Here is a 26659-nt window from a genome sequence, read left to right as displayed (position 1 = left end):
CCGGCAGACCCAGGCAACCGAGAACGATCGAACCGTCCCGGATCGCTCCTAACGTCGATGGCCCCAGCGCGCCGACACCGCCAGGAGCAGCAGATGACCGGATGGAGCACCGACCGCATCCCCGACCAGCACGGTCGGGTCGCCGTCGTGACCGGCGCGAACTCGGGTCTCGGCCTGGTCACCGCCACCGAACTGGCCCGTCACGGCGCCCACGTCGTGCTCGCCGTACGCAACACCCGCGCCGGCGAGGAGGCCGCCCGCCGGATCGGCGGCGACGTCGAGGTCCGCGAGCTGGACCTGGCCTGCCTCGCCTCCGTGCGAGCCTTCGCGGCGAAGCTGGCCGGCGACCACCCGGCGATCGACCTGCTGGTCAACAACGCCGGAGTGGTGCTGCTCGGTCCGCGCCGCACCTCCGCCGACGGATTCGAGCTGCACCTCGCCACCAACATGCTGGGCCACTTCGCGCTGACCGGTCTGCTGCTCGGCAACCTGGCCGCGGCGCGGGCAGCCCGCGTGGTCAGTCTCAGCTCCATCACCCACAAGAACGCGCACCTGGACTTCGCTGACCTGATGTTCGAACGCGATTACCGGGCAGCCACCGCCTACGGCCGGTCCAAGCTCGCCACCACGATCTTCGGCGTCGAACTGGACCGCCGCCTGCGCGCCGTCGGAGCGCCGATCGTCAGCGCGCTGGCCCACCCCGGTCTGACCCGCACCAACCTGACTCCGCGTGCCTGGGAGCACCGTGGCCGGTTCGGGCGGATGATCGCCTGGGGCGGGCTGTTGGCAACCCAGCCGGTGCAGCGCGGCGCGCTGCCGCAGTTGCGCGCCGCGACCGAGCCCGGTGTACGCGGCGGCCAGTTCTTCGGCCCGTCCGGGCTCTGGGAGACGCGGGGCCGGGTCACCGAGGCCCGACTCAGCCGGGAGGCCGCCGACCCGGCCGTCGGCAAGCGGCTGTGGGCGGCCGCCGAGGACCTGACCGGGGTCACCTACCGCTGACGACGCGGTGGTGGGCGTTAGAGTCGCCGGTCATGGGACTTCTCACCTTCAGCCTCAATGTGACCCTGGATGGTTGCGTCGACCATCAGGAGGGCATCGCCGACGACGAGACGCACGCCTTCTTCACCCGGCTGATGGACGAGAGCGGGGCGATGCTGTGGGGTCGCGTCACCTACGAGCTGATGGAGGGCTCCTGGCCGGCCATCGCCCGCGGCGACGAGGAGGCGCCGCCGGCCATCCGAGAGTGGGCGGTCAAGCTGGAGGCCAAGCCGAAGTACGTGGTTTCGTCGACGCGTCAGGACTTCCCGTGGGCGAACAGCCACCACATCGCCGGTGATCTGGGTGAGGGCGTGCGGAAGCTCAAGGACGCGACCCCGAACGGGGTCCTGCTCGGAAGTGGCAAACTCGCGACCGAACTCGACCGGCTGGACCTGATCGACGAGTACCGACTGCTCGTCCAGCCCATGATCGTCGGGCACGGCCCGACGCTGTACCAGGGCGGGCTGCCCGGCACGCGTCGCCTCCAACTGCTCTCCGCGCAGCCGATGCGCAACGGTGCGGTGGCCATGCACTACCGCCGCGCACGCTGAACCACAGCACTCCGTCGCCGGCCGGCTCACCGGGCAACCCGGCCTCCTCCTGTCACAGGCCGAGACCGCCCACGACGGTGACCTCCTGCCCGGTGAACTCGCCGGTGAGCATGGGCATGGCTTTGTCGATCGCAGCCCTGGTCTCGGGAAGCTGGAGGGACGCGTCGTGCTGCTCCTTGCTCTCCCACACCTCGCTCACCCAGATCGTGACGTCATCGGTGTCCGAGACGCTCACGACGTACAACTGGCAGCCGATCGGTCGCAGCCCCTCGACGCCGCGTAGCAGGATGTCCACCACCTCGTCGCGGTGGCCCGGCGTGCACTTCATCGATGCGATGTATCCGTACGGCACAACCGCTCCCTGTCGGTCGAGGGGCCGCGTTCACGTGTGAGCGCGATCGACCCTCGGAGATTACGTGTTCGTGGTCGTCGGGTGGGGGCTGGTGCTGTCGTGGCGTCTGGTCGGTGTGGCACCGGCCGGAGGCCGCGCCACCGGCCGGTGCCCCCCGGGTCAGCAGCCCAGGCCCTCCTGGTACCCACTGGGAACATCGCCGTCGGCGACCTGGTCGGCGATCTCCCAGACGACCTCCGGGTAGTCGCCCTCGTCGTTCATGTCGTGCAGCACCTTCCACCGGTGGCTGCTGCGCAACGCGGCCGCCGCCTGCTCGACCGCCTGGGTGTCGCCGGCCGAGTCGGCCCGGATCCACTCGGCGATCCAGTCGCAGGTGACCCTGCCGGCCACCGCGGCGCCGAACTGGTACGGATCGTTGGCCCCGGCGTTGTCCAGTACCGACACGTCGAAGCCCGGCGGGGACGGCAGGTCGGCGAGAATCCTGGCGGCTTCCTCCCGGACGTCGCCGGGCGTGACGATCTCCGGCGGCAGCGCCTCGAGGAACGACTCGGCATCCACCTTGATCACGTGGGTGAGGACCCCGTCGAAGCTGGCCCGCGTCCAGTTGCCCCCGGTGCGCACCTCGACGAACGTGCCGTCCCGCGGTTCGAGCATGGCCGACATGTCGTTCTCGCGGTAGGTGAAGACGTTCGCCGGTCGGTCCGCCACGGTGGTCGCCTCCGGTCTGCTGACCTGCAGCCGGTCGTCGTAGTAGTCCTGGTACTGCTCGTCCGGGTACCAGTTCATCTCCAGGCTGCGGTCGCCGTTGCGAAACTCGATGGTGCCGCTCTCCTCGGCGAACCCGTAGACGCTCGTGGCGTTCCAGCCCGGCTCGTCGATCAGCAGACGCGGGTGCTGGTGCGCGGCCTTCAGGTCGAGTTCCCGCCCGCTGATCGCGGCCGCGCCCACGTCGGGCAGGCCGGTCGGTCCGGCGTACCGATCGTCGGGCGGTGTGGACCAGACCGCCGAGGCGACGATGATGCCGGCCACGGTCGCCGCGGCGGCCGCGGGGCCGGCGAGTCGACGGACGAGGGTACGGCGTGGCGGTCTCACCGGCACCGTGTCGGGTTTCGGGGTGGACATGATCTCCTCCAGGAGATGCTCATCCGCCCCGGCGAGGCGCTGGATGATCTCAGGTCGATAGGGGTCGACGTCGCGGACCAGGCGGTCGAGGTGTTCGTCGGTCATCTGCCCTCCTCCGGGACGGGTACGGCCAGGACATCGAGTACATGTCCGGGCGCGTCAGGGTCGTCACCGACGAGTTCGCGCAGCCGGGCCCGCGCCCGCGACAGTCGGGTCCGGGCTGCGGTCGCGCTCACCCCGACCACCTTCGCCGCCTCCCGGGGCCGCAGGCCCTCCCAGGCGACGAGCAGCAACATCTCCCGGTCCGTGTCGTTCAGTCGACTCAGCGCGGCCCGCACCGCGAGTCGCTGCGGCACCTCGTCGCCGGGATCGGCTGTGGCGAACGCGGCCAGGCACTGCCGGAGCCGCTCACCCAACCGCTCCCGGCGGATCCCGCTGCGGTGGTGGTTCGCCAACACCCGGCGGGCCACTCCGTACAACCACAGCCGGACCTCGTCGTCGTGGGGCAGGTCGGCGCTGCGCCGCCACGCCACCAGGAAGGTCTCCGCGACCACGTCGGCGGCGTCCGCCGGCTGCTGGACCCGACGTGCGGCGTACGCGAGAAGCGCTTCGAAGTTGCCGGCGTAGACGCGCCGGAACCGGTCCTCAGAGCTCACGTTCTCTGTATGTCCGGCACCAGGCTCATCGTGACACCACGATGTCGTCGGTCATGCGGACCGCTGTGACCTCGGTGTCACGGGCGCATCGGCACGCCGCCCAACTGGCCCCGAGGGCGCGGGCGCACCCCGATGGCGGACATCGCGTCGGCGTAGCGCCGGTACGCCTGGTCGGCCTCACCGTGCCGACCTGCTGCCACCAACGTACCGACGAACTCACCGTGCACCCGCTCGTCATGGGGCTCCACCTCCAGGGCACGGCTGAGCAGCCGCACGGTCTCGTCGAGCTGACACCGCTGTCGCGCCAGCGACGCCAGCGTGCGCACCACCCTGAGGTAGACGCGACGCGCCTCGTCCCGGGTCGGCGTCGCCCAGTCCTCGTAGGCGGTGTCCTCCAGGAAATCACCCCGGTAGAGCTGCTCGGCGAGCAGCAGCACGGTGCGGGCGTCCTCGACCGCTCCCTGTTCGGCGAGTCGGAGGCCGTGCGCGGCATCGGTCACGAACTGCTCGATGTCGAGTTCCACGTGATCGAGATCGAGGGTCAGGCTGGCGTGCGCCGCGACGACGAAATGGTCCGTCGGGGCGCGACGGTCGGGATCGAGCACCGAGCGGAGGGTGGACAGGGCCACGGACAGCCGGTGGCTGACCCGGCCCGGATCCTGGTCGGGCCAGAGCAACTCGCCGAGTTGCTCGCGCGGCACCGGTCGGCCGCGTCGAGCGGCGAGGATCCGCAGCAGGTCCTGCGCCTTACGCGACTGCCACGCCGTGGCCGGCACCGGCTCCCCGTTCACCCACAGCTCGAATCCGCCGAGGGTGCGGATGCGGACCCGGATGCCATGGCACCGGCTGGCGATGCCCGGCTGCGGCACGCCGACCGCCGCCAGCCGCGCGGCGGCCAGGTGACCGGCGGCACGCTCCTGCGGACCCGTGCTGGGCAGCCGACCGAGCAGCACCGCCAGCCGGTCCGCCGCCACCTGCGCCTGGATGTCTCGCAGGATCACCGCCGCCTCCCGCCACGCCCGGCGCGTATCGTCGAGATCGACGGTGGCGGCACCGCGAAGCTCCAATGCCTCGGCCAACGCGGCATGGTCACGGTGCCGACGGGCCGCCTCGGCGGCTGTCGACGCGACCGTGACCGCCCGATCCCGGTCGCCCGTCTCCAGTGCCACCCAGCCGAGGGCCAGCCGGGCGGCGGCGGAATCCGGTCCGCGTTCCAGGGCCACCGCCCGTTGCGCCATGGTGATCGCCGTGGCGCCGTCCTCGGCGGCCAGGACCCGGGCGAGCCCGGCGAAGGCCGGCACCAGAGCCTGGTGATCGTCGACCGGCTCGCTGGCCCGCAGCGCCTCCTCGAAGGCCGCTCGCGCCAGGCTCCCGCGTCCCCGCAGGGCGTGGATCTCACCGATTCCCACCAGGGCGTACGCGACCTTGTGCGACCCCATCCGCTGCAGGATCGGCACGGCCCGCTCGTAGCAGGCGAGAGCCTGTGCCAGTTGTCCGAGATGGAAGTACGCGGTGCCCTCGTTGCACAGGGCCAGTGCGAGCATCGCCGCGTAACCGTTGGACTCGGCCAGTTCCACCGCCGGTCGCAGCTGGGCCAGTGCCTCGGCGTAGCGGCTCTCGCCCACGAGCGCCGAAGCGCGATTGGCGCGGATCCGGGTCACCTGCACGGTGTCGCGGGCCGCCTCGGCGGACCGCAGCGCCTTCTCGTGGTGCTCGTCCGCGGCGCAGCGGTCTCCGCTCAGCTTCGCCGCCAACGCCAGCGCCGCGTGCGCGGCGGCGAGCGCGTCGTCGGCACCGACCGCGACCGCCGCGGTCAGGGCCCGACGGGCGTGATCCCGGCAGGCGGCGGCATCTCCGGTCGTCCAGTACGCCGCCGCGGTCCAGGCGAGCAGGCGTACGTTGTCGGTGGTCGGGAGCGGATCGAGTCGGCCGCGCCGGAAGATGTCGAGGGCGCGGCCCGGCTCGCCGCGCAGGTAGTGAACGAGCGCGTACCGCCAGGCGAGTGCCGCGATCAGCGATGACTGTCCCGCCGCGAGCGTGTCGTACGCGGCGAGAGCGGCGTCGAAGTCGCCCTGGATCTGCAGGGCCTCGCCATGCAGCAGCCGCAGCGACGGCGTGAGCGCCCGCCCGGGCAGTGACCGGCAGGCTTCGGCGATCGTCGCGGCCCCGCCCGAGGCGAGCATCGTCGCGCCGTGCTCGGCGAGCAGCCGAACGGTGGCCTCGACGGCACCACAGCGACCGGACGACCGCAGTGCCGGCACGAGGTGTCCACTGTCGGCGTACCACGTCGCCGAACACGCGTACAGTCGGGTGCGCCGCGCTACGGTCAGCGGCAGACAGCGTCGGACGACGTCGGCGACGACCGGGACCACCCGGTATTCCTGGCCGCCGACGGCCGTCGGCGCGACGATGCCGGCGCGGGTCAGCCAGGTCAGCAGATGGCAGGCCCGCCGGTGCCCGAGGTGTCGACACAGGTCGGGTAGGACAGGGTCCAGGTGAGCGGCGTCCCGCAGCAGCCGGTCAGCCTCGGCCGGCAGGCCAGCGAGCACCTCCCGCAACAGGTAGGACTCCAGCGCCGTACCCGGCCCGGCCAGATCGTCGAGGTCGACGCCGCTGACGCCGGCCGACTCGCCCGCCAGCGCGACCAGCACCGGCCAGCCGGCGGTGGCGGCGTGCACCCGTGCCGCGAGCGTCGGGTCGGCCGTGCCGTGGTCGGCGACGAGGACGGCCGCCACCTGTTCGGCGGTGAGCGCCAGGTCGGCCGGGCCGAGTTCGGCCGGCATCCCCGTCGGGCGCCGGAGCATCGCCGGGGGATGGCGGGTCAGCACCGCGACTCGGAGTCGGTCCGGCAGCACGTCCACGGTGTCCACGAGAGCGCGTAGCTGCCGGTGGGACAGCTGAGGCACGTCGTCGAGGACAAGCCAGACCGGATCACGACCGGACGGGTCTTCCGCACACCGGGCACCGAGGTCGGCGAGCCGCTGGGGGCAACCGGTGACCAGCGGGCCGGCGTCCGCACCGTCGAACCAGTGCACCGTCCGGCCGCGCAGCCGCGCCCGGATCGAGCTGGTCTTGCCGTAGCCGGCGGCGGCCACGACGAGGGTGCACCTGTGCTGCTGCAGCCGACCTTGTCTGCTCATCCGACGCCTTCCGGTGAGACTGGTCCACCTCCATTTGGCGCCTGCCGGGGCACGGTGGGTACGTCAGCGTCGCCGTTGCGACAGCACCGATTGACGTCACCTTGACGGCGCTGTGAACCCCGCCTCCGACCATGGGTGCCGCAGCGGGCCGTCCGGTCCGCGTACCGATCAACGCAGAACGAGGAGGTGCCATGAGGAGTTCGCTGTCGGGCCGTGCGGTGCTCGCCGTGCTGGTCGTCCTGCCGACCGTGGTGGCGGTGACCGCTCCGGCCGCGCCGGCTGCCGCCGCTGACCCGAAACCGGGGGCGCACGCCGAGGAGCCGGTGGACCGGGAGGTCGAGGTGGCCCGGCTGACCTACCGCAACGGGGTACGGGTCACGTTCTCCCAGGACGAGGAGTCCGGTGACTGGGGACTGCGGGAGGACGGCCAGATCGGCCGCAACGCTCCGCTGGTCCGCGACGACGCGACGACGATGCTGGCGGCGTACCTGAGCATCACCCCGAAGGACACGCCGGTGCCGCGCGAGTTGTTGTCGGAGCCACCGCCGGGCACGCCGATCCCGCCGGAACTGGGTGACCGGACCATCGTGGCCTCGCCGGTGGCCGCGGACGACCTCGTCGTGCCGTCACCGGGTGGTGCGGCCACGACGGCGGTGTCGAGCTGCTGGGATCTGTACTGGAACTCCTACCACTGGGCCGAGCTGCCCGGTTACCCCCAACCGGACTCGGTGTCGCATCCGCACCGGACCTACTACTCGTCCGACTTCGGCGGCATGGCCAGGTACTCCCACAGCTACCTGGCCAACTGCGGTGGCTACGCCCGCCACCGGATCTACTACAAGGCGGGTTCGTACCACAAGCACCACGACTACGCGGTGCCGTTGTGGCACTGGCAGAAGGTGAAGAAGGGCTCGGTGCACCGCTACCGCAAGGTGATCTACGACGCCACCTCGGGTGACACCCGTAACGGCAAGTACACCGGGTAGCGGACGGGTGCCGGCGGTGGCCGTGCCTCGGCCGCCGCCGGCACCTGGATCGCCTCGTCAGCGCTCGACCGGGTCCCGGGTGAGGCAGAGCAGGGCGATGTCGTCGCGCCGCGGCCACGGACCGACGCCGCCGGCCAGAATGTGCTCCAGGATCTCGGCCGGGTCGAGGCGGGGCGCGCCGCGCACTGCCGCGCACAGCTCCGCCAAGCCCCGGTCGAGTGGATGGCTGCGGTCCTCGACGAGTCCGTCGGTGTACAGCACCAAGGTGGCGGCGGGCGGGAAGTCGAAGCGGTCCTCGCGGTAGACGACCGAGTCCGAAACGCCCAGGGCAGGGTGCGTGACGAGGCGGACCAGGCCGGTGGCGTGTGCGTCGCGCAGGATCGGGGCCGGATGTCCGGCAAGCACTGCGGTGACGGCCCCCTCGGCGACGTCCAGTTGCAGGTAGCAGCAGGTGGCCATGGTGTTCAGCCGCAGCGCGCGGACGAGGTGGTTGACGTTGTTCATGACCACGGCCGGCCGCTGCCCGGTGATGGCGTACGCGCGCAGGGCGTCCCGGACCTGACCCATCGTGGCTGCGGCGGCGGTGTTGTGGCCAGCGACATCGCCGATCACGACGGCGACGACGCCGTCACTGATGGGAATGATGTCGTACCAGTCGCCGCCCACCTCGGCGCCGCGGGTCCACGGCAGGTACCGGGCCGCGTGCCGCAGCCCCGCCGTCTGCGGCAGCGCCGCCGGCAGCAGCGCGTGCTGCAGCTCGGAGGCGATCGACACGCTGGTTTCGAACAGCATCGCCCGCTGTAGTGCCTGGGCTCCCAGCGCCGCCAGGGCCGTCAGCGTCGACCTGGTGTCGGGATCGAAGTCACGCGGTTCCCGATAGCCGACGACGAGCGCACCCAGCACCTCGCCGGCCACGGTCAGCGGAAGGAAGGCCCACGCCTGGCGGGACCCGGGCGGGACCGCTGTCTCCGGGTCGGGCTGAGCGGCGTGGAACTGCGCCAGTGAGGTCAGGTAACGGGGCTGTCCGGTGTGGGCGACGGCCGCCGCCGGGTAGGGATGCTCGATCGACAGGTCATGCAGCCGCGCGATGATCTCTGGTTCGTACCCGGCGTGGTAAGCAAGGCGCAGGGACCGTTCCTGGTGCAGGAGCAGTGCCAGGGACTGTCCGCCTGCCGAGGGTCGCAGCACCGATCCGATGGCGGCGTACACCTGTTCTGTCGTGCTCGCCGCCACCAGCGCCGCGGTCACGCTTTCCAGGCTGCGGGCGCGGGCGGCGGCCTTTTCGGCGCGGGCCACGCTCTCGGCCAGCTGTCGCTGTTTGTCGACCTGCTCAGTGATCTCCCGGAACGACACCGCGACATGCCCGCCGCTGGTACGTCCCACCTTGATCTCCCACACCTGGTTGATCTCGGGATAGGTCAACTCCTGCCGCCACGGCTCTCCGGTCTCGGCCACCGTGCGGTAGCGATCGAACAGCCCGTTGTCCCAGCTGTGGGCAGAGACATCGCTGAGTCGGTGACCGATCACGTCCTCGACGCTGCGGCCGGTCATCTTGGCCCCGACCTGGTTGACGTACTCGCAGACGAAGTCCACGATCTCCGCACCGGCATCCCGCACCGGGCGCAGCACCGTGAACCCGTCGAACGCGGTGTCGAGCATGTCGTACAGCCGTACCGCACCGGCCGACTGCGGAGACACCGTCACCTGACGCAGGTCCACGCACCGCACCATGATCCCGTCGCGGTACGGACCCACCCGGAACTCGAAATGTCCGGTGATGGACTGCCGCTCGTAGTACACCGTGCGTAGGGCCGGCTTCCCCGTCTCCACGACCGACCGGTAGAACGGGAGCGTCCCGTCGTGCACGGTCTCCGGCCACAGGTGCCGGTAGCGGCGCCCGACCAAGTCGGCGCGCGACCGTCCGACCAGGCCGCACCCCGCGTCGTTGATGTAGGCAAGTTCGAAATCAACGATCAGGCGACCCTCGTGCACCGCCCGGGCCAGTATCCAGCCCTGCGGTTCCAGGTCCAGCATGGCGAGCACCTGAGCGTCAGGCAGCCAGTCGTCCACCTCGCCACCTCCCTCACGCGCCATCGCCGCGCGCAGAGGCATCATCGCCTGCCGACATCACCTTCACCTAATGTCGTGGTCCCTCCGACGCGGAGCACCTCACTCAGCCGGTCGCGTCGCCGCAGCGCCGACTCGACAGGTACGACCACGGCGGCCGTCACCAGCAGCGCCGCGCTCACCAGGCCGAGCAGGCACCACGGCAGGACCGCCGCCGGGTCGTCGGCCTGCCCGGTGAGCAGCCGTAGCTCGAGCGGGCCGAGGGTCAGGTGGGCGAGCAGGGCCCCGAGCGGCGGGCCGCAGCACGCGGCGACCACGACCGGCGGCAGCAGTTCGCCCGCGGCGACCCAGCGAGCGTCGCGTGGCCGCAGGCCGAGGGTCCGCAGTCGGGTCAGGGTCTGCCACCGCTCCGACGCACCGGCGGCGGCGGCGAGCGTGAGGCCGAGCAGCCCCAGCGCCACCAGCACCGCGGCGACCGTCCACGCCAGCCGGGAGATCCCCGCGGTCAGCGGAGCCACCCGCTGCGCCCGTAGCACGTCCGTGCGGAGCACCACGTCGGCGGAGACGCCGCTGCTCGACACGGCCCGCGCCGCGCCGGGGCCGGTCACCCAGACGGTGTTGGGCACGGCGGGCAGCCCCGCGTCGGCGAGAGCCGAGGCGTCCACGATGACGACGTCGGCGGCGCCGCCGACGTCGGGAGCGGCGCCGACCGCGGCGAGACCGACCGCCGGGGCGTCGTCCCGGGCCAGCCGCAGCCGCATCCCGGTCCGCAGGTCGCCGCTGCTCGAACGAACCAGAGCCGGGACGTCCAGGAGGCCGGGACCGGATGCCGTGAGCCGGGCCAGCGCCGGCGCGTCGGGCAGCGGGGTGGTGGCCAGCAGGCGCTGGAACGCGGCGGCGTCCACCACGACCAGGCGTGGGGTGAGCAGGGCGGATTCGGTGAAGACGGGTGCCGAGTCGGTCACCTGCGCGACGACGACCTGCTCCACCCCGGGTGCGGTGGCGATGCCCTCGGCGAGCGCGGGCGTCGCGGCCGCGGCGTCGGTGTCGACGTCGAGGCGGGCGTCGGCGCCGACGGTGCTCCACGCGCCGTCGGTCAGACCACGGGCGACGGTGGTGCCGACGACGAGCGCGAACGACGCGAGCGCCGTGGCGCTGACGAGTGCCAGCAACGGCAGCGCGCGTCCGGCCGTGGTGGCCGCCCGGGCGGCGCCGAACACGGCCAGCGGGCGGCGCGAGCGCAGGGCCAGTCGGAGCGCGAGCCGCACTCCGGCGGGCAGCAGCCGCAGCAGGACGAGCGTGCCGGCGAACACGCCCAGCGCGACCGCGCTGACCGGTAGGACCAGGTCGCCGGTCAGCTCACCGGTGTCGCCGTCGGCGACGACGGGCAGCAGCCCGCGCTGGTGCAGGGTGACGACGGCGGCGACCGCGGCGGTCAGCACAGCGACCTCCACGGCGGCGCGGCGCAACCGGCCGATGGCCAGGATCCGGCGGCGCGCGGCACGGTTGGCAGGTTGGCGCCGGTCGCGGCTGGCGCGGGCGGCGGCGAGGGTGCCGAAGATCGGCCCGGCGACAGCACCGGCCAGCACCACGGGAACGGTCCAGGTCCAGGAGACGCCGGGCGCGACCGCACGGGCGAGCGCGAGCCCGACGGCGGCGGCCGACAGGGACACCAGGGTGGACTCGATGAGCAGTTCGGCACCGAGGTCGGGTAGCGCCGCCCCCCGCTGCCGGGCGGCGCTCAGCACGGCGGTACGCCGGCGGACCAGCAGATCGGCGGCGAGCAGCAGCACCAGCACCGTGCCGGTGAGGAGCCCGGCGAGCAGGACGGCGGCCTGCGCCGAGGCGGCACTGATCTGGTTACGGGCGTCGCGCAGGACGGTGTCGAGCCGTGATTCCCATTTCAGGGACTGGTCGCGGACGCCGGACGAGCCGGAGGTCGCCTTGAGCGTGACCACCTGCCTGGCGAGCGTCGCGGTGGCGTCCCAGGCGAGCGCCTCGGGCTCGGGGGCGAAGTGGACGGTGCGCCGCAGCTGGTCCTCGTCGAAGGCGAGCCGGGCGTCCGGCAGCGACTCGCGCGACAGCAGTCCGGCGATCCGGGTGGTGCCCACGCCATCGGCGCCGGGCACCGGCCGCAGCAGGGCCGGGGCGAGTCGCCAGGCGGGGTCGGCGCTGTCCACGGGTCGGTAGATCCCGCTGATCCGGACGTCCTTGTCGCGGCCCTGACCGTCCCGGACCGGAATCCGATCGCCGGGGCCGAGGTGCAGGGCGGCGGCGTCCGCCTCGGAGAGGCCGACCTGTATCGGCCAGGGCGGTCCGTCGTGGGGGATCTCGACGGACCGTCCGGGTGCGGCGGGGCCGGGCGCGCCGCCGGCGATCCAGGTCACGTCCGGGCCGCCGAGGTCACCGGCCAGATAGGTGACCTGGAGGGTACGCGGTTGGTCGCCGTCGGTGATGGTGAGGCTCTGGCTGGTGACAACGGCGGTGGGCGGAAGCAGCGCCGCGTCCAGGTCGGTCCCGAGCGCGTACGTGGCCCGGGCGCGGAAGTTGTCGACGTCGTCGGCCAGGCGGGGCATCCGGATCCGCCCGCCGGTCGGACCGTCGTCGCGTTCCCAGTTGGCGTGGACGAGGACGTTCGAGTCGTGGCTGGCGCGGCGGACCGTGTCCTGGACGGCGTCGTCGGCGGCGATCCGGAGCAGCGCCGGCACCGCCCCGGCGAGCAGCGCGACGGCCGCGACGACGGTGGCGGTGAGCAGCAGCGGCCCGGCGTCGGCACGGCCCCGGCCGCGGACGCTGGGCCAGTGCGGCGCCGGCCACCGGCGGGTCAGCCACCGGTTCACGGCACCACCCGCAGGTGCGCGGCGTCGGCTCGGCGGACCTGGACGACCACCACCACGGCGACCGCCAGCAGGGATCCGACCAGCAGTACGGCCAGCAGCGCGGCCTCGGCCGGCCACGGCCAGTGTGGCTGGGCGGCCGGCACGGGCGCGGCACCGGAGTCGGAGCGTACGAGCAGGGGAGCGACGACGCGGGTGGCGAGCGCGCCGACGGCCGCGCCCGCCGCGAGCAGGGGCAGCAGAACGCCGACGTGCTGGCCCAGCAGCACGGCCCGGATGCCGCGTCGGGACATCCCCAGGCCGCGTAGCCGCGCCACCTCCACGGCGCGGGCCTGCAGGTCGCAGGTGACGTGCAGGACGACGCCGGTGAGCAGCAGCAGGGCCGCGGCCGGCACGACGAGCCGCAGCGCGGCCGGCAGCCCGGCGTGCAGCGGGCCACCGGTCAGCCGGGCGGTCTCCGCCTCGCGGGTCGCGACGGTGCCCAGGTGCAGGGCGGCGGCCCGGTCGGCGGCACCGGGTCCGGCCGGGTCACCGACCCACCAGGCGTCGACCGGGAACGTCAGATCGCCGGCGACCGCGCGGGCGCGGGACAGCAGGTCCAGGTCGGCCAGGACGGCCACGGCACCGGGGGCGGACGGCACGGTCGGCACGACGTCGGTGACGACGATCGGGACGGCCGTGGTGCCGACCGTGAGGCTGAGCTGGCTGCCGATGTCGGCACCGACCTCGCTGGCGAAGCGGGCGGAGACGGCGACGGGCACCGGGCCGGGGGCCGGGAAGGCGGTGGCGACGAGGTTGGGGGCGGCGTACGCGACGCTGCCGAGGTCGACGGTCGCCGCCATCCGCAGCGCCGTCCCCGTCGACGTGGCCGAGAGCCCGACGGTCGGGTCGCGCAGCGTGCTCGGCACCGGCGACACCGACATGGCGGTCCAGTCCGATCCCACCGTCGATCCGGCCGACGGCACGGTGAGCGTGACGGCGACGGCGGCGCGGCCACCGACCCCGTACCCGGCATCCGGTCCGGCCTCGACCGGCAGGGACACCGCGACGAGGCGCAGTCCGTCGGCGGTCGCGCACGCGGGCAACCGGTGCGCCCGGCCGTCGAGTGGCACGGCGGGACCGGTGCAGGGTATGCGCAGGCCGGTGGCGTCCTGCAGCAGCAGCCGGGGCGTCACGGCGAGGTTGGTGTCGCCGGTCGCGGTTCCGGTCAGCACGAGCGAGGCTCCGGCCGGAACGGGTACGCCGGTGACGCGGGTCGGTGGGGCGAGCAACGCTGCCACGTCCGGCCAGGTGCGGTCACCGTCGAGCCGCCCGCGCAGCAGCGCGTCGGCGCGGCTGGTGTCGACGGCGACCAGGCGCGGCGCGTCGCCGGCGGTGCCGAGCCACTGACCGACCGCGGTACCCCGGTCGAGGGCCGGACTCACCGTCCCCTCGGTGACCGCGCCGACGACCGCGCCCTCTCCGGGCGCCGGCGCCGTGCTGAGGGCGAGGGCCAGGTCGGTGCCGACGGAGAGCGCGGCCTGGTCGCGCTGCGACTGCTGCCACGTGGTGTCGAAGGCGAGGCCGAAGGTGCCGGCCGCGCAGGCCAGCCCGACGAGCAGCCCGGCGGCGACCGCCTGGGGCCGGCGGGCGGCCTCGGCGACCGCCAGCGGGAGCGCCAGCCCGCGGGCTCGGTACGCCAACCGGTCGACGCCGCGCAGGGCGGGCAGCACCACCCGCAGCGCCAGCGCGGCGCCCGCGGTGAGCAGCAGCGCCGGCGCGAGTACCCGGACCACGTCGGCGCGCGGGCTCGCGGCGGTGGGTTGCGCGTACAGCTGCCACCAGCCGGCGGCGGCGAACACCGCGAGCAGCAGGTCGGTGCCGGACCGGGCCAGCAGGTCGCGGCGGGTGCGTCGGGCGTCGGGCGCCGGGCCGGGCCGGATCGCGAGCACGGTGAGGACGGCGGCGAGGACCAGCGCGCCGCCGGCCACCGCGAGGACCTGGACACCGGTCACGGCCGGCCGGGCGGTCAGGCCGGCGCCGTCCAGCGGCGGCAGGTGGGTCAGGCCGGCGTGTACGGCCGACGAGGCCGGTATCGCGAGCGCGGCGGCGACGGCGGCGACGACGACGGCATCGAGCGTCGCGGTGGCGGCGAGTTGGCGGCGACTGGTGCCGAGGGCGGACCGCAGCGCGGTCTCGTCGGCGCGCACGCCTGCGGTCAGTCGGCCGGCGAGGACGAGTGCCGTCGCGGTCAGGACACCGCCGAGGACGGCGACGGCGAGCACGACGGCGGCGGTGACGTGCCGCTGGTCGTCGGCGGACCGCAGGGTCAGCGGCAGGTCGGAGGCGACCCGGGCGAGCCGGACGCGGTCGCCGAGGGCGGCGGCCAACCGACGGTCGGCGCCGCGGACGGACCCGGCCACGGTCTCCAGATCGCGGCGGTTGGCCTGGGACAGGTCCGGGTGGGCGGTGACCTCCATCCGGTCGACGGTGGCGCCCGTGGTGATCAGGTCGGCGAGGTCGACGAGGAACGGGCCGTAGGCGTTCACCGGCTGCCGGAAGCGACCGTCCTGGTGGCCGGTGGCGGAACCGGCCGCGGCCAGCGGGTCGCGGTCCCAGCCGCGTCCCGGCAGCGGGCGGACCACACCGACGACCGTCACGTCGATGGCCGGGACGGGCGCGTGCGCCAGCTCGGCGCCGAGGCGCACCCGCCGACCGGTGGTGAGGTCGAGCAGCTGGGCGGTGGACTCCAGCAGCACGGCGTCACCACGGTCGCGTGGCCAACGCCCGGTGACCAACTCGGCTCGGGTCGGCAGGTCGTCCAGCCCCGACAGGTACGCCTGCGCCGGGACGGTGGTGCCGGGGGCGAGCGTGGGCGGCAGCGCCCGCAGCACCGTCGACGCCCGCGTGGTGGTGGTCACCGGGAACGGGGCGAGCGCGGCGGCCACCGCGGTACGGGTGTCGGCGGCGACGGACCAGGTGTCCCGGCCCTCGACGGTGCCGGTGTAGACGGTCACGTCGACGGCGGCCGGCGCGGCGCGGGCCATGGCGACCTCCAGCGCCCGCTCGGTGGTGCGGGTGCTCAGCAGGGTGCAGGTGCCCAGCAGGGTCGCGCCGACCGTGACGATGCCGACGAGGGCCGCCAGCAACGGCCACTGCGCGCGGGCGCGCCGGATGACCAGCCTCAGCATCGACGCGTCACCTGGCGTCCGGCACGGGCTCGGGCGGTCGTCCGGCTGTCTCGTCGGTGAGCTGCCCGTCGTCGATGCGGATCACCCGGTCGGCCAGTGCCATCATCACCGGGTCGTGGGTGGACACGAGTGCGGTGACGCCTTCGGATTCGACCACTGCGCGCAGCAGGGCCATCACCGACAGTCCGGTCTCGGCGTCCAGTTGCCCGGTGGGCTCGTCGGCGACCAGGAGCCGGGGCGAGGCGGCCAGCGCACGGGCGATCGCCACTCGCTGCTGCTGGCCGCCGGACAGCTCGGCCGGCCGCTGCCGGGCGTGGTCGGCCAGGCCGACCAGGTCCAGCAGCAACTCGACCCGGCGCTCACGCTCGGCCGGGGCGACGCGGGCCAGCCGCAGCGGGGCGGCGACGTTCTCCGCGGCCGACAGCACCGGGATCAACCCGAAGCTCTGGAAGACGTAGGACACCTTCTCCCGTCGTAACCGGGACAGGCCGTCCTCGTCGAGGTCGGTGACGTCGGTGCCGTCGACGTGCACCGTGCCGGCGTCCGGGCGGTCGAGGCCGCCGACGGTGTTGAGCAGGGTGGTCTTGCCCGAGCCGGAGCGGCCGACGAGCGCCACCATGGAGCCGGCGGCCACGTCGAACGACACGCCGCGCAGGGCGTGTACGACGGTCGGCCCGGTGCGGAAGCGCCGGTGCACGTCGCGCACGCGCAGCAGCGGCTCGCCGCTCATTCGTCGCTTCCCGAATCGGGGCGGATCGTGATGTGGTCGGGTTCCAGGGCCAGCCGGACCCGCCGGGTCAGCGCCAGCGCCTGACGGAAGTCACGGGGCACCTGCACCCGCCCGGCCCGGTCCATCACGGCGTACTCCTCGGCGATCACCTGGGTGTCGCCCTGCTCGTTGGTGGTGGTGCGGCGCAGCACCTCGCTGCTGGTGCGTCCGTCCCGGATCGCGACGGTCCGTTCGACCTGGCCGCTGACCGCCGGGTCATGGGTCACCACCACGACGGTGACGCCGTACCGCCGGTTGACCTCCCGGAGTACGCCGAAGACCTCCGCGGACGTGGCGGCGTCCAACTCGCCGGTCGGCTCGTCGGCGAGCAGGATCCGCGGCTGGTTGGCCAGCGCCACCGCGATCGCGACCCGCATCTGCTGCCCCCCGGACAGTTGCCCGGGGCGCCGCTCGGCGCAGTCGGCGACACCGAGGCTGTCCAGCAGTTCGGCGGCGCGCTCCCGGCGCTCCCGCTTCGCGGTACGGGCCGCCGTCATCGGCAGGTCCACCATCTCCCGCGCGGTGAGGTACGGGATCAGGTTGCTCGCCGTCTGCTGCCGCACGAACCCGACGGTGTGCCGCCGGTACGCCACCCGATCCGCGCGGGACATCGTCAGCAGGTTCCACCGGTCGACCCGGACCCGCCCGGCGGTGGGGGCGTCGATGCCGGCCAGGATGGAGAGCAACGTCGACTTGCCCGACCCGGAGGCACCGACGACGGCGACCAGCTCACCGCCGGCCACGGTCAGGTCCAGTCCCTGCAGTGCCTGCACCTCGATCGAACCGGTCTGGTAGATCCGCACCAGGTTCTCGCAGACGATGAGCGCGTCCCGGCCGAACTCGGGGGCGCGCGCGGACGACTGCGGCAGGGACAGCGGTGTGCTGGCCATTCCTTCCCTCCGTCCGGGTCGGGCCGGCGTCGAGCCAGCCTGGGCTGGCGGTCCGGCGCACCGAACCGGCCCTTGGGGTCGTCGGGCCGGCCCGCCTGGTTGCCGGAGGGGTCGAGGGTCCGATCGCCCCCACCGACGCAGATTGAAGCAGTTTCGCAACCGGCGGCTCCGTTGACCATGCCCCCGGCTGGCTTTCCTGCGCCCCTGGCAGCCACACGTCGCGGCGCGGGCGGCGGCGCAGCGTGTGGTGGCACCGCGACCTCGCCGCTCGCGGGCTCGGCACCGGGCAGGTTGCGATCGTGCTCGGCGAGCTTCCGGGCGCACGCCGACGCTGGCACGCTGAGGCGGACGGAACGGAATCCCACGCCACCCCGACCGGGACCGCTTCAGGAAGGCTCACGATGTCCACGACCACCTTCACCGCCGCCGCGGCAGGTCCGGTGCGCCGCACCGGCCAGGCTCGGGCCGCGTACCTGCTGCTCTGGACGTTTGTCCTGGTCAACCTGGTGATCCTCCAGGTCATGTTCGCTCATCCGAGCCGGCCGACGCCCAACACCCTGACCGCGATCGGCCGTTTCCTCGGCCTGCATCTGGCTTTCGTGATGGCACTGCAACTGCTGCTGATCGGCCGGATGCCGTTCCTGGAACGGCGGATCGGCATGGACAAGCTCACCAACTGGCACCGCTGGACCGGGTTCGCGGTCTTCTGGCTGGTCGTGCTGCACCCGACGTTCGTGCTGCTCGGCTACGCACAGATCGACCGGATCTCCTTCTTCGCCGAGATCCCGAACCTGGCCCGGCAGATGCCGGTGCTACTGGGCATGATCGCCGCAGTCCTGATCGGCGTGCTGGCGTCCACCTCGGTACGGATCGCCCGCCGCCGCATGTCGTACGAGCTCTGGCACGCCATCCACCTGGTGGTGTACGTGGTGATCGTGCTGTCGGTGATCCACCAGATCTACGAGGGCGCCTCGTTCGCCGGCAGCGCCGTCGCCAAGGCCTACTGGTGGGGGTTGTGGGCCTTCGCGGTCGGCTCGTTGCTGACCAACCGCCTGGTCGTGCCGCTGGTGCGCAACGTCCGGCACCGGCTGCGGGTCGTCGCGGTGGTGCCGGAGACCGACAACGTCGTGTCCGTCCACGTTGCCGGCAACCGCCTCGACCGGCTGCGCGCCCGTCCCGGCCAGTTCTTCTGGTGGCGTTTCCCGGGGCACAACTCCTGGTGGCAGGTCAACCCGTGGTCGCTGTCGGCGGCGCCCGACGGTCGCACGCTGCGGCTGACGGCGAAGGCGATCGGCTCCACCAGCGCCGGGCTGCGGCAGTTGCCGGTGGGCACCCGGGTCTACGCCGAGGGTCCGTACGGCGCCCTCACCACCGCCGCCCGCACCCGGGAGAACAGCCTGCTGATCGCCGGTGGCATCGGCATCACTCCGATCCGGGCGCTGCTGGAGGACCCGGAGTTGACCGGAGACGTCGTGGTGCTCTACCGGGCCCGCACGCCCGCCGACGCGGTACTGATCGATGAGCTGCGCGATCTGGCACAGGCCAGGGGCGCCCGCCTGCACCTGCTGACCGGTCGCACCGCCGACGGCAGCCAGCCGTTCAGTCCGGAGAGTCTGCGCGGCCTGGTCCCCGACATCGCCGAGCGCGACGTCTACCTGTGCGGTCCCGCGGCGATGGCCGGCACCGTGCGACGCAGCCTGCGCGCCCTGCGGGTTCCGTCCCGCCAACAGCATGTCGAGGCGTTCCGGTTGGGGGTGTGAACCTCACCGGCCGACAGTGCGCGAGGCGAGCGGAAGCGGCGCGGGAAACCCCGTGGCGGACCGGGACGGCCCGCTGCTAGTTTGCCCGAAGGCCGTGCGAGAGACCGAGGAGGTGGTACCCGTGAACGTTTCGACATGGGTGCTCCCCTCCGGGGTCACGGTCGGGCGGTAGGTCGCCCGGGAGCGCCGTTCACACGCACTCCCGAAAGGCACGACCATGCGATTCACCTCCGAACGACACCTCGACGACGGCGTCTTCGAACGCGGGTTCACGCTCGGCGACATCCCCGGTTTCCTGTGGACACCCGCGTTCGCGACCGCACCGGTTCCGCTGATCCTGCTCGGTCACCCGCCACTGGGGCTGGGCCGGATGTACCCCCGTCTGGTGGCGCGGGCCCGGGGCGCCGCAGCGGACGGCTTCGCCGCCGCCGCGGTCGAGCTGCCCGGCAGCGGTGACCGGCCGCGTTGGGCCGCCGCCGAGCAGGCTCGCGCCGAACTGCACCGGGTGCTGGCGGCGGGCGAGGCGGTGAGCGACGAGATCGTGGACGCTCTCGTCCTCCCGCTCGTCGACCGGGCGGTCCCGGAAGCACAGGCCGCCCTGGACTCCCTCCTGTCGCTGCCCGAGATCGGCGGCCCCGTCGGGTACTCCGGGGGAGTGATCTCGGTCGGCGTCCGACTCGCGGTGGTGGAGCCCCGGATCGTGGCCGCCGGTCTCTTCGCCGGAAGTTTCGTCCCGCGCCTCATCGTCGAACAGGCCCGGCAGGTCACCATTCCGCTGCACATGCTGTTGCAGTGGGACGACGAGGGCAACGACCGGCAGGCGGCGCTGGAGCTGTTCGACGCCTTCGGCTCCACGGAGAAGACGCTGCACGCCAACATGGGCGGACACACCGGTGTGCCCTGGTACGCGGGGGAGGACGCCGGCCGGTTCTTCGCCCGGCACCTGCGCTAGTGCGGTGTCCGGCCTGCTCGCGGTCCCGCAGGCCGGACACCTCGGGCTTAGCCGGCGGTGTGGCCCGTACGATGGCCGGTGGTGCTGGTTCGTCCCGCCCGGGTGGGTGGGGCGTCGTAAGAGGGAACCCGGTGTGAATCCGGGACTGCCCCGCAGCGGTGAGTGGGAACGACCGCCGTCAACAAAGCACTGGACCGTGAGGTCTGGGAAGCGACGGCCAGTAGGCGACCTGGTGTCATGCCCGCGAGTCCGAAGACCTGCCAGTGCTGCGCACGCCGCCGGCGTGCGTCGCCGGCGGTCCCGTGGGAGGACCAGGGCGGAAGCCGGTACCCGAGGTGTACCCGTCTTCCCTCCCGTGTCCGCCGGACACTTCGAGGGAAGGAACCCTTGGTGAGTACCGCATTCGGGCAGAGCACCGTGCTCGGCTACCCACGCATCGGCGCGAACCGTGAACTGAAGAAGGCCGTCGAGGCGTACTGGGCCGGCACCATCGACGCCGAGGCTCTGGCCGCCACCGCCGCCGGCCTCCGGGCGCAGGTGTGGCGGACGCTGCGCGACGCCCGTCTCGACGCGATCCCGTCGAACACCTTCTCCTACTACGACCAGATGCTCGACACGGCGGTCGCGGTCGGCGCGGTCCCGGACCGGTTCACCCGGCTGGGTCTGTCCGCGCTGGACACCTACTTCGCCATGGCACGTGGTGTCGACGCCGAGCCGGCGTTGGAGCTGACGAAGTGGTTCGACACCAACTACCACTACCTGGTGCCGGAGATCGCCCCGGACACCGTCTTCACCGCCAACCCGGCTAAGGCGCTTGACGAGTACGCCGAGGCCCGCGACCTGGGCATCACCACCCGGCCGGTGTTCGTCGGACCGGCCACGTTCCTGCTGCTGGCCAAGGGCGTCGACCCGTTCGCTCGGCTGGACGACCTGGTCCAGACGTACGCCCGGATTCTCGCCGAGCTGGCGCACGCGGGCGTCAGCTGGGTGCAACTGGACGAGCCCGCCTACGCCGCCGACCGTAGCCCAGCCGAGATCGACGCCCTGCGCCGCGCCTACACCCGGCTCGGCGACCTCACGCACCGACCGCGGATCTTCGTGGCGACCTACTTCGGTGACCTCGGCGACGCGCTGCCGGCCCTGCTGGACACCCCGGTCGACGCCGTCGGTCTGGACCTGGTCGCCGGCGCGGGCAACCTGCACCGTCTCGCCGCCGCCGGACCACTCGGTGGCAAGACCATCGTCGCCGGCCTGGTCGACGGTCGGAACGTCTGGCGTACCGACCTGCGGGCCGCTGTCGCGGCCGGCGCGACGGTCGCCGGGCTGGCCGACCACGTCGCCGTCTCGTCGTCCTGCTCGCTGTTGCACGTTCCGGTCGACCTGTCCGCCGAGACGCATCTCGACCCCCGGCTGTCCGAGCGGCTGGCGTTCGCCCGGCAGAAGGTCGACGAGATCGTCGTGCTCGGCCGCGCGCTGCGCGACGGCACCACCGCGCTGCCCGCGCCCCTGCCGGCCACCCCGGCAAACTGGCGTCACGACGACGTACGCGGCCGCCTCGCCGCGCTGCGCCCGGCCGACCGGCAGCGCGGCGACTATCCCACCCGGGCCGCCCGGCAGCAGGAACGACTGGGTCTGCCGGAGTTGCCGACCACCACGATCGGGTCGTTCCCGCAGACCGCCGAGCTGCGGAGGGCCCGCGCCGCGCACCGGGCCGGCAGCCTCGACGACGCCGGCTACGCGTCCCGGATGCGCACCGAGGTGGAGCAGGTCGTCCGGTTGCAGGAACAGCTGGGTCTGGACGTGCTCGTGCACGGGGAGCCGGAACGCAACGACATGGTGCAGTACTTCGGCGAGCAACTCGACGGTTTCGCCGCCACGCGGCACGGCTGGGTGCAGTCCTACGGCTCCCGCTGCGTACGCCCGCCGATCATCTACGGCGACGTGTCACGCAAGGCACCGATGACCGTCGCGTGGTCCACCTACGCGCAGTCGTTGACCAGCAGACCGGTCAAGGGCATGCTCACCGGTCCGGTCACCATCCTGGCCTGGTCGTTCGTCCGTACCGATCAGCCCCTCGCGGACACCGCCGACCAGGTCGCGCTCGCCCTTCGCGACGAGTGCCGCGACCTGGAGTCCGCCGGGATCCGGGTCATCCAGGTCGACGAGCCGGCGCTACGGGAGACGCTGCCGCTGCGCAGGGCCGACCAGAAGACGTACCTGGACTCGCGGTGGCGGCGTTCCGGCTGGCCACCAGCGGCGTCGCCGACGACACCCAGATCCACACCCACCTGTGCTACTCGGAGTTCGGCGAGGTGATCGGTGCCATCGACGCCCTCGACGCCGACGTCACCAGCATCGAGGCGTCCCGGTCCAAGATGGAGATCCTCGACGACCTGGCCGCGATCGGCTACGGCCGGGGTGTGGGCCCCGGGGTCTGGGACATCCACTCGCCCCGGGTGCCGTCGCGCGACGAGGTGGTCGAGGCGCTGCGCCGGGCCGTCGCGGCCGTGCCGGCCCGCCGGTTGTGGGTGAATCCGGACTGCGGCCTCAAGACGCGCGGCTATCCGGAGGTCGAGGCGTCTCTCCGGCACCTGGTGGCCGCCGCCGCCGAGGTACGCGGGAGCTGACCGCACCGGGCCGGGTGGTACCGACCTGAGCGGAACTGTATGAAGGACCGGTTGGCCGGCACGGGGTAACCCGTGCCGGCCAACCGGCCTCAGCATCGACGAGCGTTGTCAGCCGAGGGTGCCGCCGATGTGTTTCCAGTCGCTCCAGGTGCCTTGCCAGGTTTTCTGGTAGACGGTGCCGCCGGGGCTGCGGGCGAAGACGTCGTACTGGCCGTCGTGGTAGGTGACGGCGGGGGTGCCGGCGACGGTGCCGCCGAGGGATTCCCAGCCGAGCCAGCCGCCGGGTCGCCAGGTGTTCTGGCTGAGTTGGCCGCTGGGGCTGATGCCGAAGACGTGGTATTCGCCGTTGGCGTAGACGGCGCCGAGTCCGCCGTCGACGATGCCGCCGATGCTCTTCCAGTCGCTCCAGGTGCCTTGCCAGGTTTTCTGGTAGACGACGCCTCGGGGGCTGCGGGCGAAGACGTCGTACTGGCCGTCGTGGTAGGTGACGGCGGGGGTGCCGGCGACGGTGCCGCCGAGGGATTCCCAGCCGAGCCAGCTGCCGTTTCGCCAGGTGTTCTGACTCAACTGGCCGCTGGGGCTGATGCCGAAGACGTGGTGTTCGCCGTTGACGTAGACGGCGGCGAGGCCGCCTTGGATGATGCCGCCGAGACTTTTCCAGTCGCTCCAGGTGCCTTGCCAGGTTTTCTGGTAGACGACGCCTCGGGGGCTGCGGGCGAACACGTCGTACTGGCCGTCGTGGTAGGTGACGGCGGGGGTGCCGGCGACGGTGCCGCCGAGGGATTCCCAGCCGAGCCAGCCGCCGGGTCGCCAGGTGTTCTGGCTGAGCTGACCACTCGGACTGACCCCGAACAGGTGGTACTCACCCTCCGCCCGCACCACAGCCGGACCACCGGGCTCAGACACGGACCAGAGCGCCTCGACAATGCGTTGTGCGTCAGCGGCCTGGGGCTGGTAACGCTCCGGGAACTTCGATCCCTGTACGTCCTGGCACACGTCCCCGATCTGCGCGGTCATCCACGAATTGTTCGGATACTCGCGGATCATCTTGTCGAGGAACGCATTGGTGGCCCAGGTGGGGTTCAGACGCTGAGCCGCAGTGCCCCAGGAAGCACGCTGCTGGAACAGGCCGAGGCTGTCGTGGTCGAGTTCCACATTGATGTTCTGGATGGTGCTTTCCACGATCGTGGTGGTGATGGCGATGACCGCCGCGCGCGAGGCCAGGTCGCGGTCGCGGACCGTGTCGACGACCATACGAGCGCAGGAGACGCGGTACGCGGTCATCGCGCCAGCCATGGTGCCGGTCAGCTGACCGTTGAGTTGGCTTGCGATGGTGCTGTCGGACGTGGTGGTGCCGTTCGGGTCACACGGGCTCGACGGATATCGGTCGGCGACGTCGGTGGACAGGGGCAACGCCGGGCTCGGGTCGTCGGCAGCCGGCGAACCGCTGGCCGGTGCGGCGAGCAGGCCGGGCACCGCGACGGCGAACAGCGCAGCGAGTCCAACCCGCAGCAGTGTTCCGCTCATCAATTCTCCTCACTCGGGAGGTTGGATCGCCTGCCCATCCGCTGGGCAGGCGGCCCCGGTGGGTCACCGGGAATGGTGGGTTGTCGGCCCGCGCCCGCCCCCGATGCGTTTCCAGTCGCCGGAACCGGGTTGCCATGACCTGTTCGACTGATTCGGCTACTTCGTGCGCGGCACCGCTTCTCCACCGATCACTAGCCAGCAATGTAGTGAGCCTCGGCGGTGCATCCGTTGAGAGAATGTTGTGGAGGCTTGCGAAGACCTTGCGGCCGCCACAACTTCCCGAACTCGCAGTTCAGCACGGGCCACAGACGTACCGGAAGATGGGCCTACTCGCCGCCGCGCCCACCGGTCGGATAACGGAAGTCCGTACTCGTCACCGAACGGCGGGCTGCCGACGCTCCGCCTCGGTCAACCGCTTCTCCACCTCGAAGCGTTCCGGCATGTCGAGCTCGATCAGGAGCTTCAGGGCTCGCCGCCACAGTGTCCGAGCGCGGTCAGGCTCAGCGGCCACCAGGCAGCACGCGATGCCGTCGAGAGAAATTGCGAACTCGCGACGGTGACCGATTTCGCGCACCAGTTCCAGGGCAGCCTCGAAGTGCTCACGCGCGGCGTGAACGTCGCCGGCGGCGAGAGCGGCCCGTCCGAGCCCGTTGTGGGCTGCGGATTCGATGCCCGGGTTTCTCTTGTCCCGCAGCGCGTGGATCACCTCGTGGTACACCTGCGCGGCCAGATCTGGCCTGCCCAGGGCGAGTTCGATGGAGGCGAGCTCGTTGAGCACCTCGCCCTCGCCCCACTCGGTCCCGAAACGACGATAGTACGGCAGCCGCCGTTTGGGATCATGGCTGGAGTTCGAGGTTGAGTCGGCGTGTGTAGTGGGCTCGGCGGGCTCGGGCTTGATGCCGGCGTCTCCATCCTGACCAGTGCAAACGGTGGGCGAGGTCGGTGATCGGGCGGATGATGCAGGCGTTGATCAGTCGGCGGATCTCGTTGACGGTCAGCTTGATCAAGCCGTGGTCGGTGGAAGCGTCGGTCGCGGCGTCGGCGGCGCAGATCGCCAGGACGGCGAGTGCGGCCAGGGCGAGGGTGGTGAACCGGTGCCAGGAGTCCCAGCGGCGGACCTGGTGCTGGTCCAGGCCGACCTGGCCCTTGGCGGCCTGGAAGCTCTCCTCGACGGTCCAGCGGATGCCCGCGACCCGCACGAGCTGAGCGAGAGTGGCCGGCTTCGGGGTCCAGCAGCGGTAGAAGGCCAGCTCACCGGTGGTCGTGTTCTTTCGAATCAGGAGGCTGTGCCGTCCGCCGTCGTCCGGGTCGGCGTCGGTGCACACGTCGTCGAGCCAGGCCCAGTCGTAGAAGCGTGGGCCCTTGGATCCGGCCCCGGCCGAGCGGCGTTGCCATGCGGTGGCGGGCAGGTCGGCGGCCACCCGGTCGGCGCGGACGCGGGTCTTGCCGCCGTCGAGCGGCACCAGATGACTGCGGGACACCGCGAGGACATAGCCGAGTCCGCGTTCGCGCAGCAAGGCACGAAACACGCTGCTGTTGCCGTATGCCTCGTCCGCGGCGGCCCACCCCGCCGGGACACCGGCATCAAGGGCTGCGGTGATCATGTCGGCGGCCAGCTCGCACCGGGTCGCGAACCCGACCTCGTCGGGCACCCCCGCGGCGGCGCAGCGGTCACGGTCGTCGGTCCACGACACCGGCAGATACACCCGTCGATCGATCAGAGTGTGCCCGTGCCGGCTTGCGTAGGCGAGGAACACCCCGACCTGGCTGTTCTCGATCCGCCCGGCCGTGCCCGTGTACTGCCGCTGCACCCCGACGGTGTGGCTGCCCTTCTTCAGGTCTCCCGTCTCGTCCGGAACCAGGACCGCGTCCGGGTCACCGAACCGGCCCGCGACCAGAGCCCGCAGGTCATCACGAACGGCGTCGGCGTCCCACACCGCCCGGTACAACAACCGCTGCATCGCGTCCGGCCGGACGTGCCCGGCCTGCTCCGCCAACTGCCAACATGTCTTGACTTCAAGGTCAGATAGCAGACCAGAGACGAACTCTCCCGCCGCCCGCCGCGGCTCCACCCGCCCGAACCGGCCCGCGAAGCAGCCGAGCACCCCGGCCATGACCCGCTCCCACGCGGCGGGGTCTACGCTGTGGCCTGCGGCCACCGCCAGATCTGAAGTTATGTCCACAACGTACAGACGATCACGCGGTGGCCGCCTCG

Annotated in this window: 19 protein-coding genes and 1 riboswitch; of the genes, 7 read left to right on the top strand and 12 right to left on the bottom strand. The window is 72.4% G+C overall.

All coding sequences use genetic code 11. The features are described from left to right. The first annotated feature begins 93 nt into the window (after positions 1-93). Both O7597_RS30440 and O7597_RS30435 read left to right on the top strand, forming a co-directional pair. On the top strand, positions 94-999 hold the full coding sequence (locus O7597_RS30440) for an oxidoreductase (RefSeq protein ID WP_281581501.1): 906 nt from the start codon (positions 94-96) through the stop codon (positions 997-999). A gap of 32 nt (positions 1000-1031) precedes the next feature. Continuing rightward, positions 1032-1589, top strand: a complete 558-nt coding sequence (locus O7597_RS30435) for a dihydrofolate reductase family protein (RefSeq protein ID WP_269742128.1) — start codon at positions 1032-1034, stop codon at positions 1587-1589. Between the two features lie 52 nt (positions 1590-1641). On the opposite strand, the gene O7597_RS30430 is transcribed toward O7597_RS30435, so the two are convergent. The 4 genes from O7597_RS30430 to O7597_RS30415 all read right to left on the bottom strand — a co-directional run bounded on the left by O7597_RS30430 (position 1642) and on the right by O7597_RS30415 (position 6859). Next, entirely contained in the window at positions 1642-1941 is a 300-nt protein-coding gene (locus O7597_RS30430) for a putative quinol monooxygenase (protein WP_269742127.1), read from the bottom strand. A 159-nt stretch (positions 1942-2100) separates the two neighbouring features. Then, positions 2101-3168, bottom strand: a complete 1068-nt coding sequence (locus O7597_RS30425; protein WP_269742126.1) for a hypothetical protein — start codon at positions 3166-3168, stop codon at positions 2101-2103. Next, positions 3165-3719 carry an RNA polymerase sigma factor gene (locus tag O7597_RS30420; RefSeq protein WP_269742125.1) on the bottom strand — a complete coding sequence of 185 codons (555 nt, stop codon included), beginning with the start codon at positions 3717-3719 and terminating at the stop codon, positions 3165-3167. Before O7597_RS30420 ends, O7597_RS30425 begins: the two co-directional genes overlap by 4 nt. A gap of 77 nt (positions 3720-3796) precedes the next feature. Further along, complete coding sequence (locus tag O7597_RS30415; RefSeq protein ID WP_269742124.1) at positions 3797-6859, bottom strand: BTAD domain-containing putative transcriptional regulator; 3063 nt, start codon at positions 6857-6859, stop codon at positions 3797-3799. A gap of 191 nt (positions 6860-7050) precedes the next feature. On the opposite strand from O7597_RS30415, the gene O7597_RS30410 reads away from it, so the two are divergent. Continuing rightward, positions 7051-7845, top strand: a complete 795-nt coding sequence (locus O7597_RS30410) for a hypothetical protein (protein WP_269742123.1) — start codon at positions 7051-7053, stop codon at positions 7843-7845. A gap of 57 nt (positions 7846-7902) precedes the next feature. Here O7597_RS30410 and O7597_RS30405 read toward each other — a convergent pair whose 3' ends face one another. Genes O7597_RS30405 through O7597_RS30385 form a run of 5 tightly spaced genes read right to left on the bottom strand, consistent with a single transcriptional unit; the run spans position 7903 to position 17578 of the window. Continuing rightward, complete coding sequence (locus O7597_RS30405; protein ID WP_269742122.1) at positions 7903-9960, bottom strand: SpoIIE family protein phosphatase; 2058 nt, start codon at positions 9958-9960, stop codon at positions 7903-7905. Continuing rightward, positions 9957-12752: an FtsX-like permease family protein gene (locus O7597_RS30400; RefSeq protein WP_269742121.1), complete on the bottom strand. Its 2796-nt coding sequence runs from the start codon at positions 12750-12752 to the stop codon at positions 9957-9959. Before O7597_RS30400 ends, O7597_RS30405 begins: the two co-directional genes overlap by 4 nt. Continuing rightward, positions 12749-15919 carry an FtsX-like permease family protein gene (locus O7597_RS30395; protein WP_269742120.1) on the bottom strand — a complete coding sequence of 1057 codons (3171 nt, stop codon included), beginning with the start codon at positions 15917-15919 and terminating at the stop codon, positions 12749-12751. Before O7597_RS30395 ends, O7597_RS30400 begins: the two co-directional genes overlap by 4 nt. Before the next feature lie 7 nt (positions 15920-15926). Continuing rightward, positions 15927-16649, bottom strand: a complete 723-nt coding sequence (locus tag O7597_RS30390; RefSeq protein WP_269742119.1) for an ABC transporter ATP-binding protein — start codon at positions 16647-16649, stop codon at positions 15927-15929. Then, positions 16646-17578 (bottom strand): ABC transporter ATP-binding protein, encoded by a 933-nt coding sequence (locus O7597_RS30385; RefSeq protein ID WP_281581499.1) that lies wholly within the window; start codon positions 17576-17578, stop codon positions 16646-16648. The genes O7597_RS30390 and O7597_RS30385 overlap by 4 nt, the downstream gene beginning before the upstream one ends. A 401-nt stretch (positions 17579-17979) precedes the next feature. Here O7597_RS30385 and O7597_RS30380 point away from each other — a divergent pair, with 401 nt between their 5' ends. The 4 genes from O7597_RS30380 (at position 17980) to O7597_RS30365 (ending at position 22917) form a co-directional block, all read left to right on the top strand. Continuing rightward, positions 17980-19338: a ferredoxin reductase family protein gene (locus tag O7597_RS30380; protein WP_281581498.1), complete on the top strand. Its 1359-nt coding sequence runs from the start codon at positions 17980-17982 to the stop codon at positions 19336-19338. A 217-nt stretch (positions 19339-19555) separates the two neighbouring features. Beyond that, on the top strand, positions 19556-20290 hold the full coding sequence (locus tag O7597_RS30375; protein ID WP_269742116.1) for an alpha/beta hydrolase: 735 nt from the start codon (positions 19556-19558) through the stop codon (positions 20288-20290). Positions 20291-20358: 68 nt separating this feature from the next. After that, a riboswitch (cobalamin riboswitch) is annotated at positions 20359-20570 on the top strand. Positions 20571-20680: 110 nt separating this feature from the next. Then, a complete protein-coding gene (metE, locus tag O7597_RS30370; protein ID WP_281581497.1) occupies positions 20681-22606 on the top strand; it encodes a 5-methyltetrahydropteroyltriglutamate--homocysteine S-methyltransferase in 1926 nt (641 codons plus the stop codon). Next, a complete protein-coding gene (locus O7597_RS30365; RefSeq protein WP_281581496.1) occupies positions 22519-22917 on the top strand; it encodes a hypothetical protein in 399 nt (132 codons plus the stop codon). Before metE ends, O7597_RS30365 begins: the two co-directional genes overlap by 88 nt. Before the next feature lie 108 nt (positions 22918-23025). On the opposite strand, the gene O7597_RS30360 is transcribed toward O7597_RS30365, so the two are convergent. The 3 genes from O7597_RS30360 to O7597_RS30350 form a co-directional block, all read right to left on the bottom strand. Further along, positions 23026-24444 carry a hypothetical protein gene (locus tag O7597_RS30360; RefSeq protein ID WP_281581495.1) on the bottom strand — a complete coding sequence of 473 codons (1419 nt, stop codon included), beginning with the start codon at positions 24442-24444 and terminating at the stop codon, positions 23026-23028. A 373-nt stretch (positions 24445-24817) separates the two neighbouring features. Next, positions 24818-25222, bottom strand: a complete 405-nt coding sequence (locus O7597_RS30355; RefSeq protein ID WP_281581494.1) for a tetratricopeptide repeat protein — start codon at positions 25220-25222, stop codon at positions 24818-24820. A 58-nt stretch (positions 25223-25280) separates the two neighbouring features. Then, entirely contained in the window at positions 25281-26558 is a 1278-nt protein-coding gene (locus O7597_RS30350; protein WP_281580117.1) for an IS701 family transposase, read from the bottom strand. Between the last annotated feature and the right edge of the window lie 101 nt (positions 26559-26659).

This window comes from Verrucosispora sp. WMMC514 (assembly GCF_027497295.1).
Classification (GTDB): domain Bacteria; phylum Actinomycetota; class Actinomycetes; order Mycobacteriales; family Micromonosporaceae; genus Micromonospora; species Micromonospora palythoicola.
Note: the sequence above shows the minus strand (reverse complement) of the source record. Positions and strands in the feature narration are given on the sequence as shown.

What these genes read in the sequence shown, in the direction of transcription:
- O7597_RS30440 (WP_281581501.1), top strand. Translation starts at nt 94, where the DNA reads ATGACCGGATGGAGCACCGACCGCATCCCCGACCAGCACGGTCGGGTC.
- O7597_RS30435 (WP_269742128.1), top strand. Translation starts at nt 1,032, where the DNA reads ATGGGACTTCTCACCTTCAGCCTCAATGTGACCCTGGATGGTTGCGTC.
- O7597_RS30425 (WP_269742126.1), bottom strand. Translation starts at nt 3,168, where the DNA reads ATGACCGACGAACACCTCGACCGCCTGGTCCGCGACGTCGACCCCTAT.
- O7597_RS30415 (WP_269742124.1), bottom strand. Translation starts at nt 6,859, where the DNA reads ATGAGCAGACAAGGTCGGCTGCAGCAGCACAGGTGCACCCTCGTCGTG.
- O7597_RS30410 (WP_269742123.1), top strand. Translation starts at nt 7,051, where the DNA reads ATGAGGAGTTCGCTGTCGGGCCGTGCGGTGCTCGCCGTGCTGGTCGTC.
- O7597_RS30405 (WP_269742122.1), bottom strand. Translation starts at nt 9,960, where the DNA reads ATGATGCCTCTGCGCGCGGCGATGGCGCGTGAGGGAGGTGGCGAGGTG.
- O7597_RS30395 (WP_269742120.1), bottom strand. Translation starts at nt 15,919, where the DNA reads ATGCTGAGGCTGGTCATCCGGCGCGCCCGCGCGCAGTGGCCGTTGCTG.
- O7597_RS30390 (WP_269742119.1), bottom strand. Translation starts at nt 16,649, where the DNA reads ATGAGCGGCGAGCCGCTGCTGCGCGTGCGCGACGTGCACCGGCGCTTC.
- O7597_RS30385 (WP_281581499.1), bottom strand. Translation starts at nt 17,578, where the DNA reads ATGGCCAGCACACCGCTGTCCCTGCCGCAGTCGTCCGCGCGCGCCCCC.
- O7597_RS30380 (WP_281581498.1), top strand. Translation starts at nt 17,980, where the DNA reads ATGTCCACGACCACCTTCACCGCCGCCGCGGCAGGTCCGGTGCGCCGC.
- O7597_RS30375 (WP_269742116.1), top strand. Translation starts at nt 19,556, where the DNA reads ATGCGATTCACCTCCGAACGACACCTCGACGACGGCGTCTTCGAACGC.
- O7597_RS30360 (WP_281581495.1), bottom strand. Translation starts at nt 24,444, where the DNA reads ATGAGCGGAACACTGCTGCGGGTTGGACTCGCTGCGCTGTTCGCCGTC.
- O7597_RS30350 (WP_281580117.1), bottom strand. Translation starts at nt 26,558, where the DNA reads ATGGCCGGGGTGCTCGGCTGCTTCGCGGGCCGGTTCGGGCGGGTGGAG.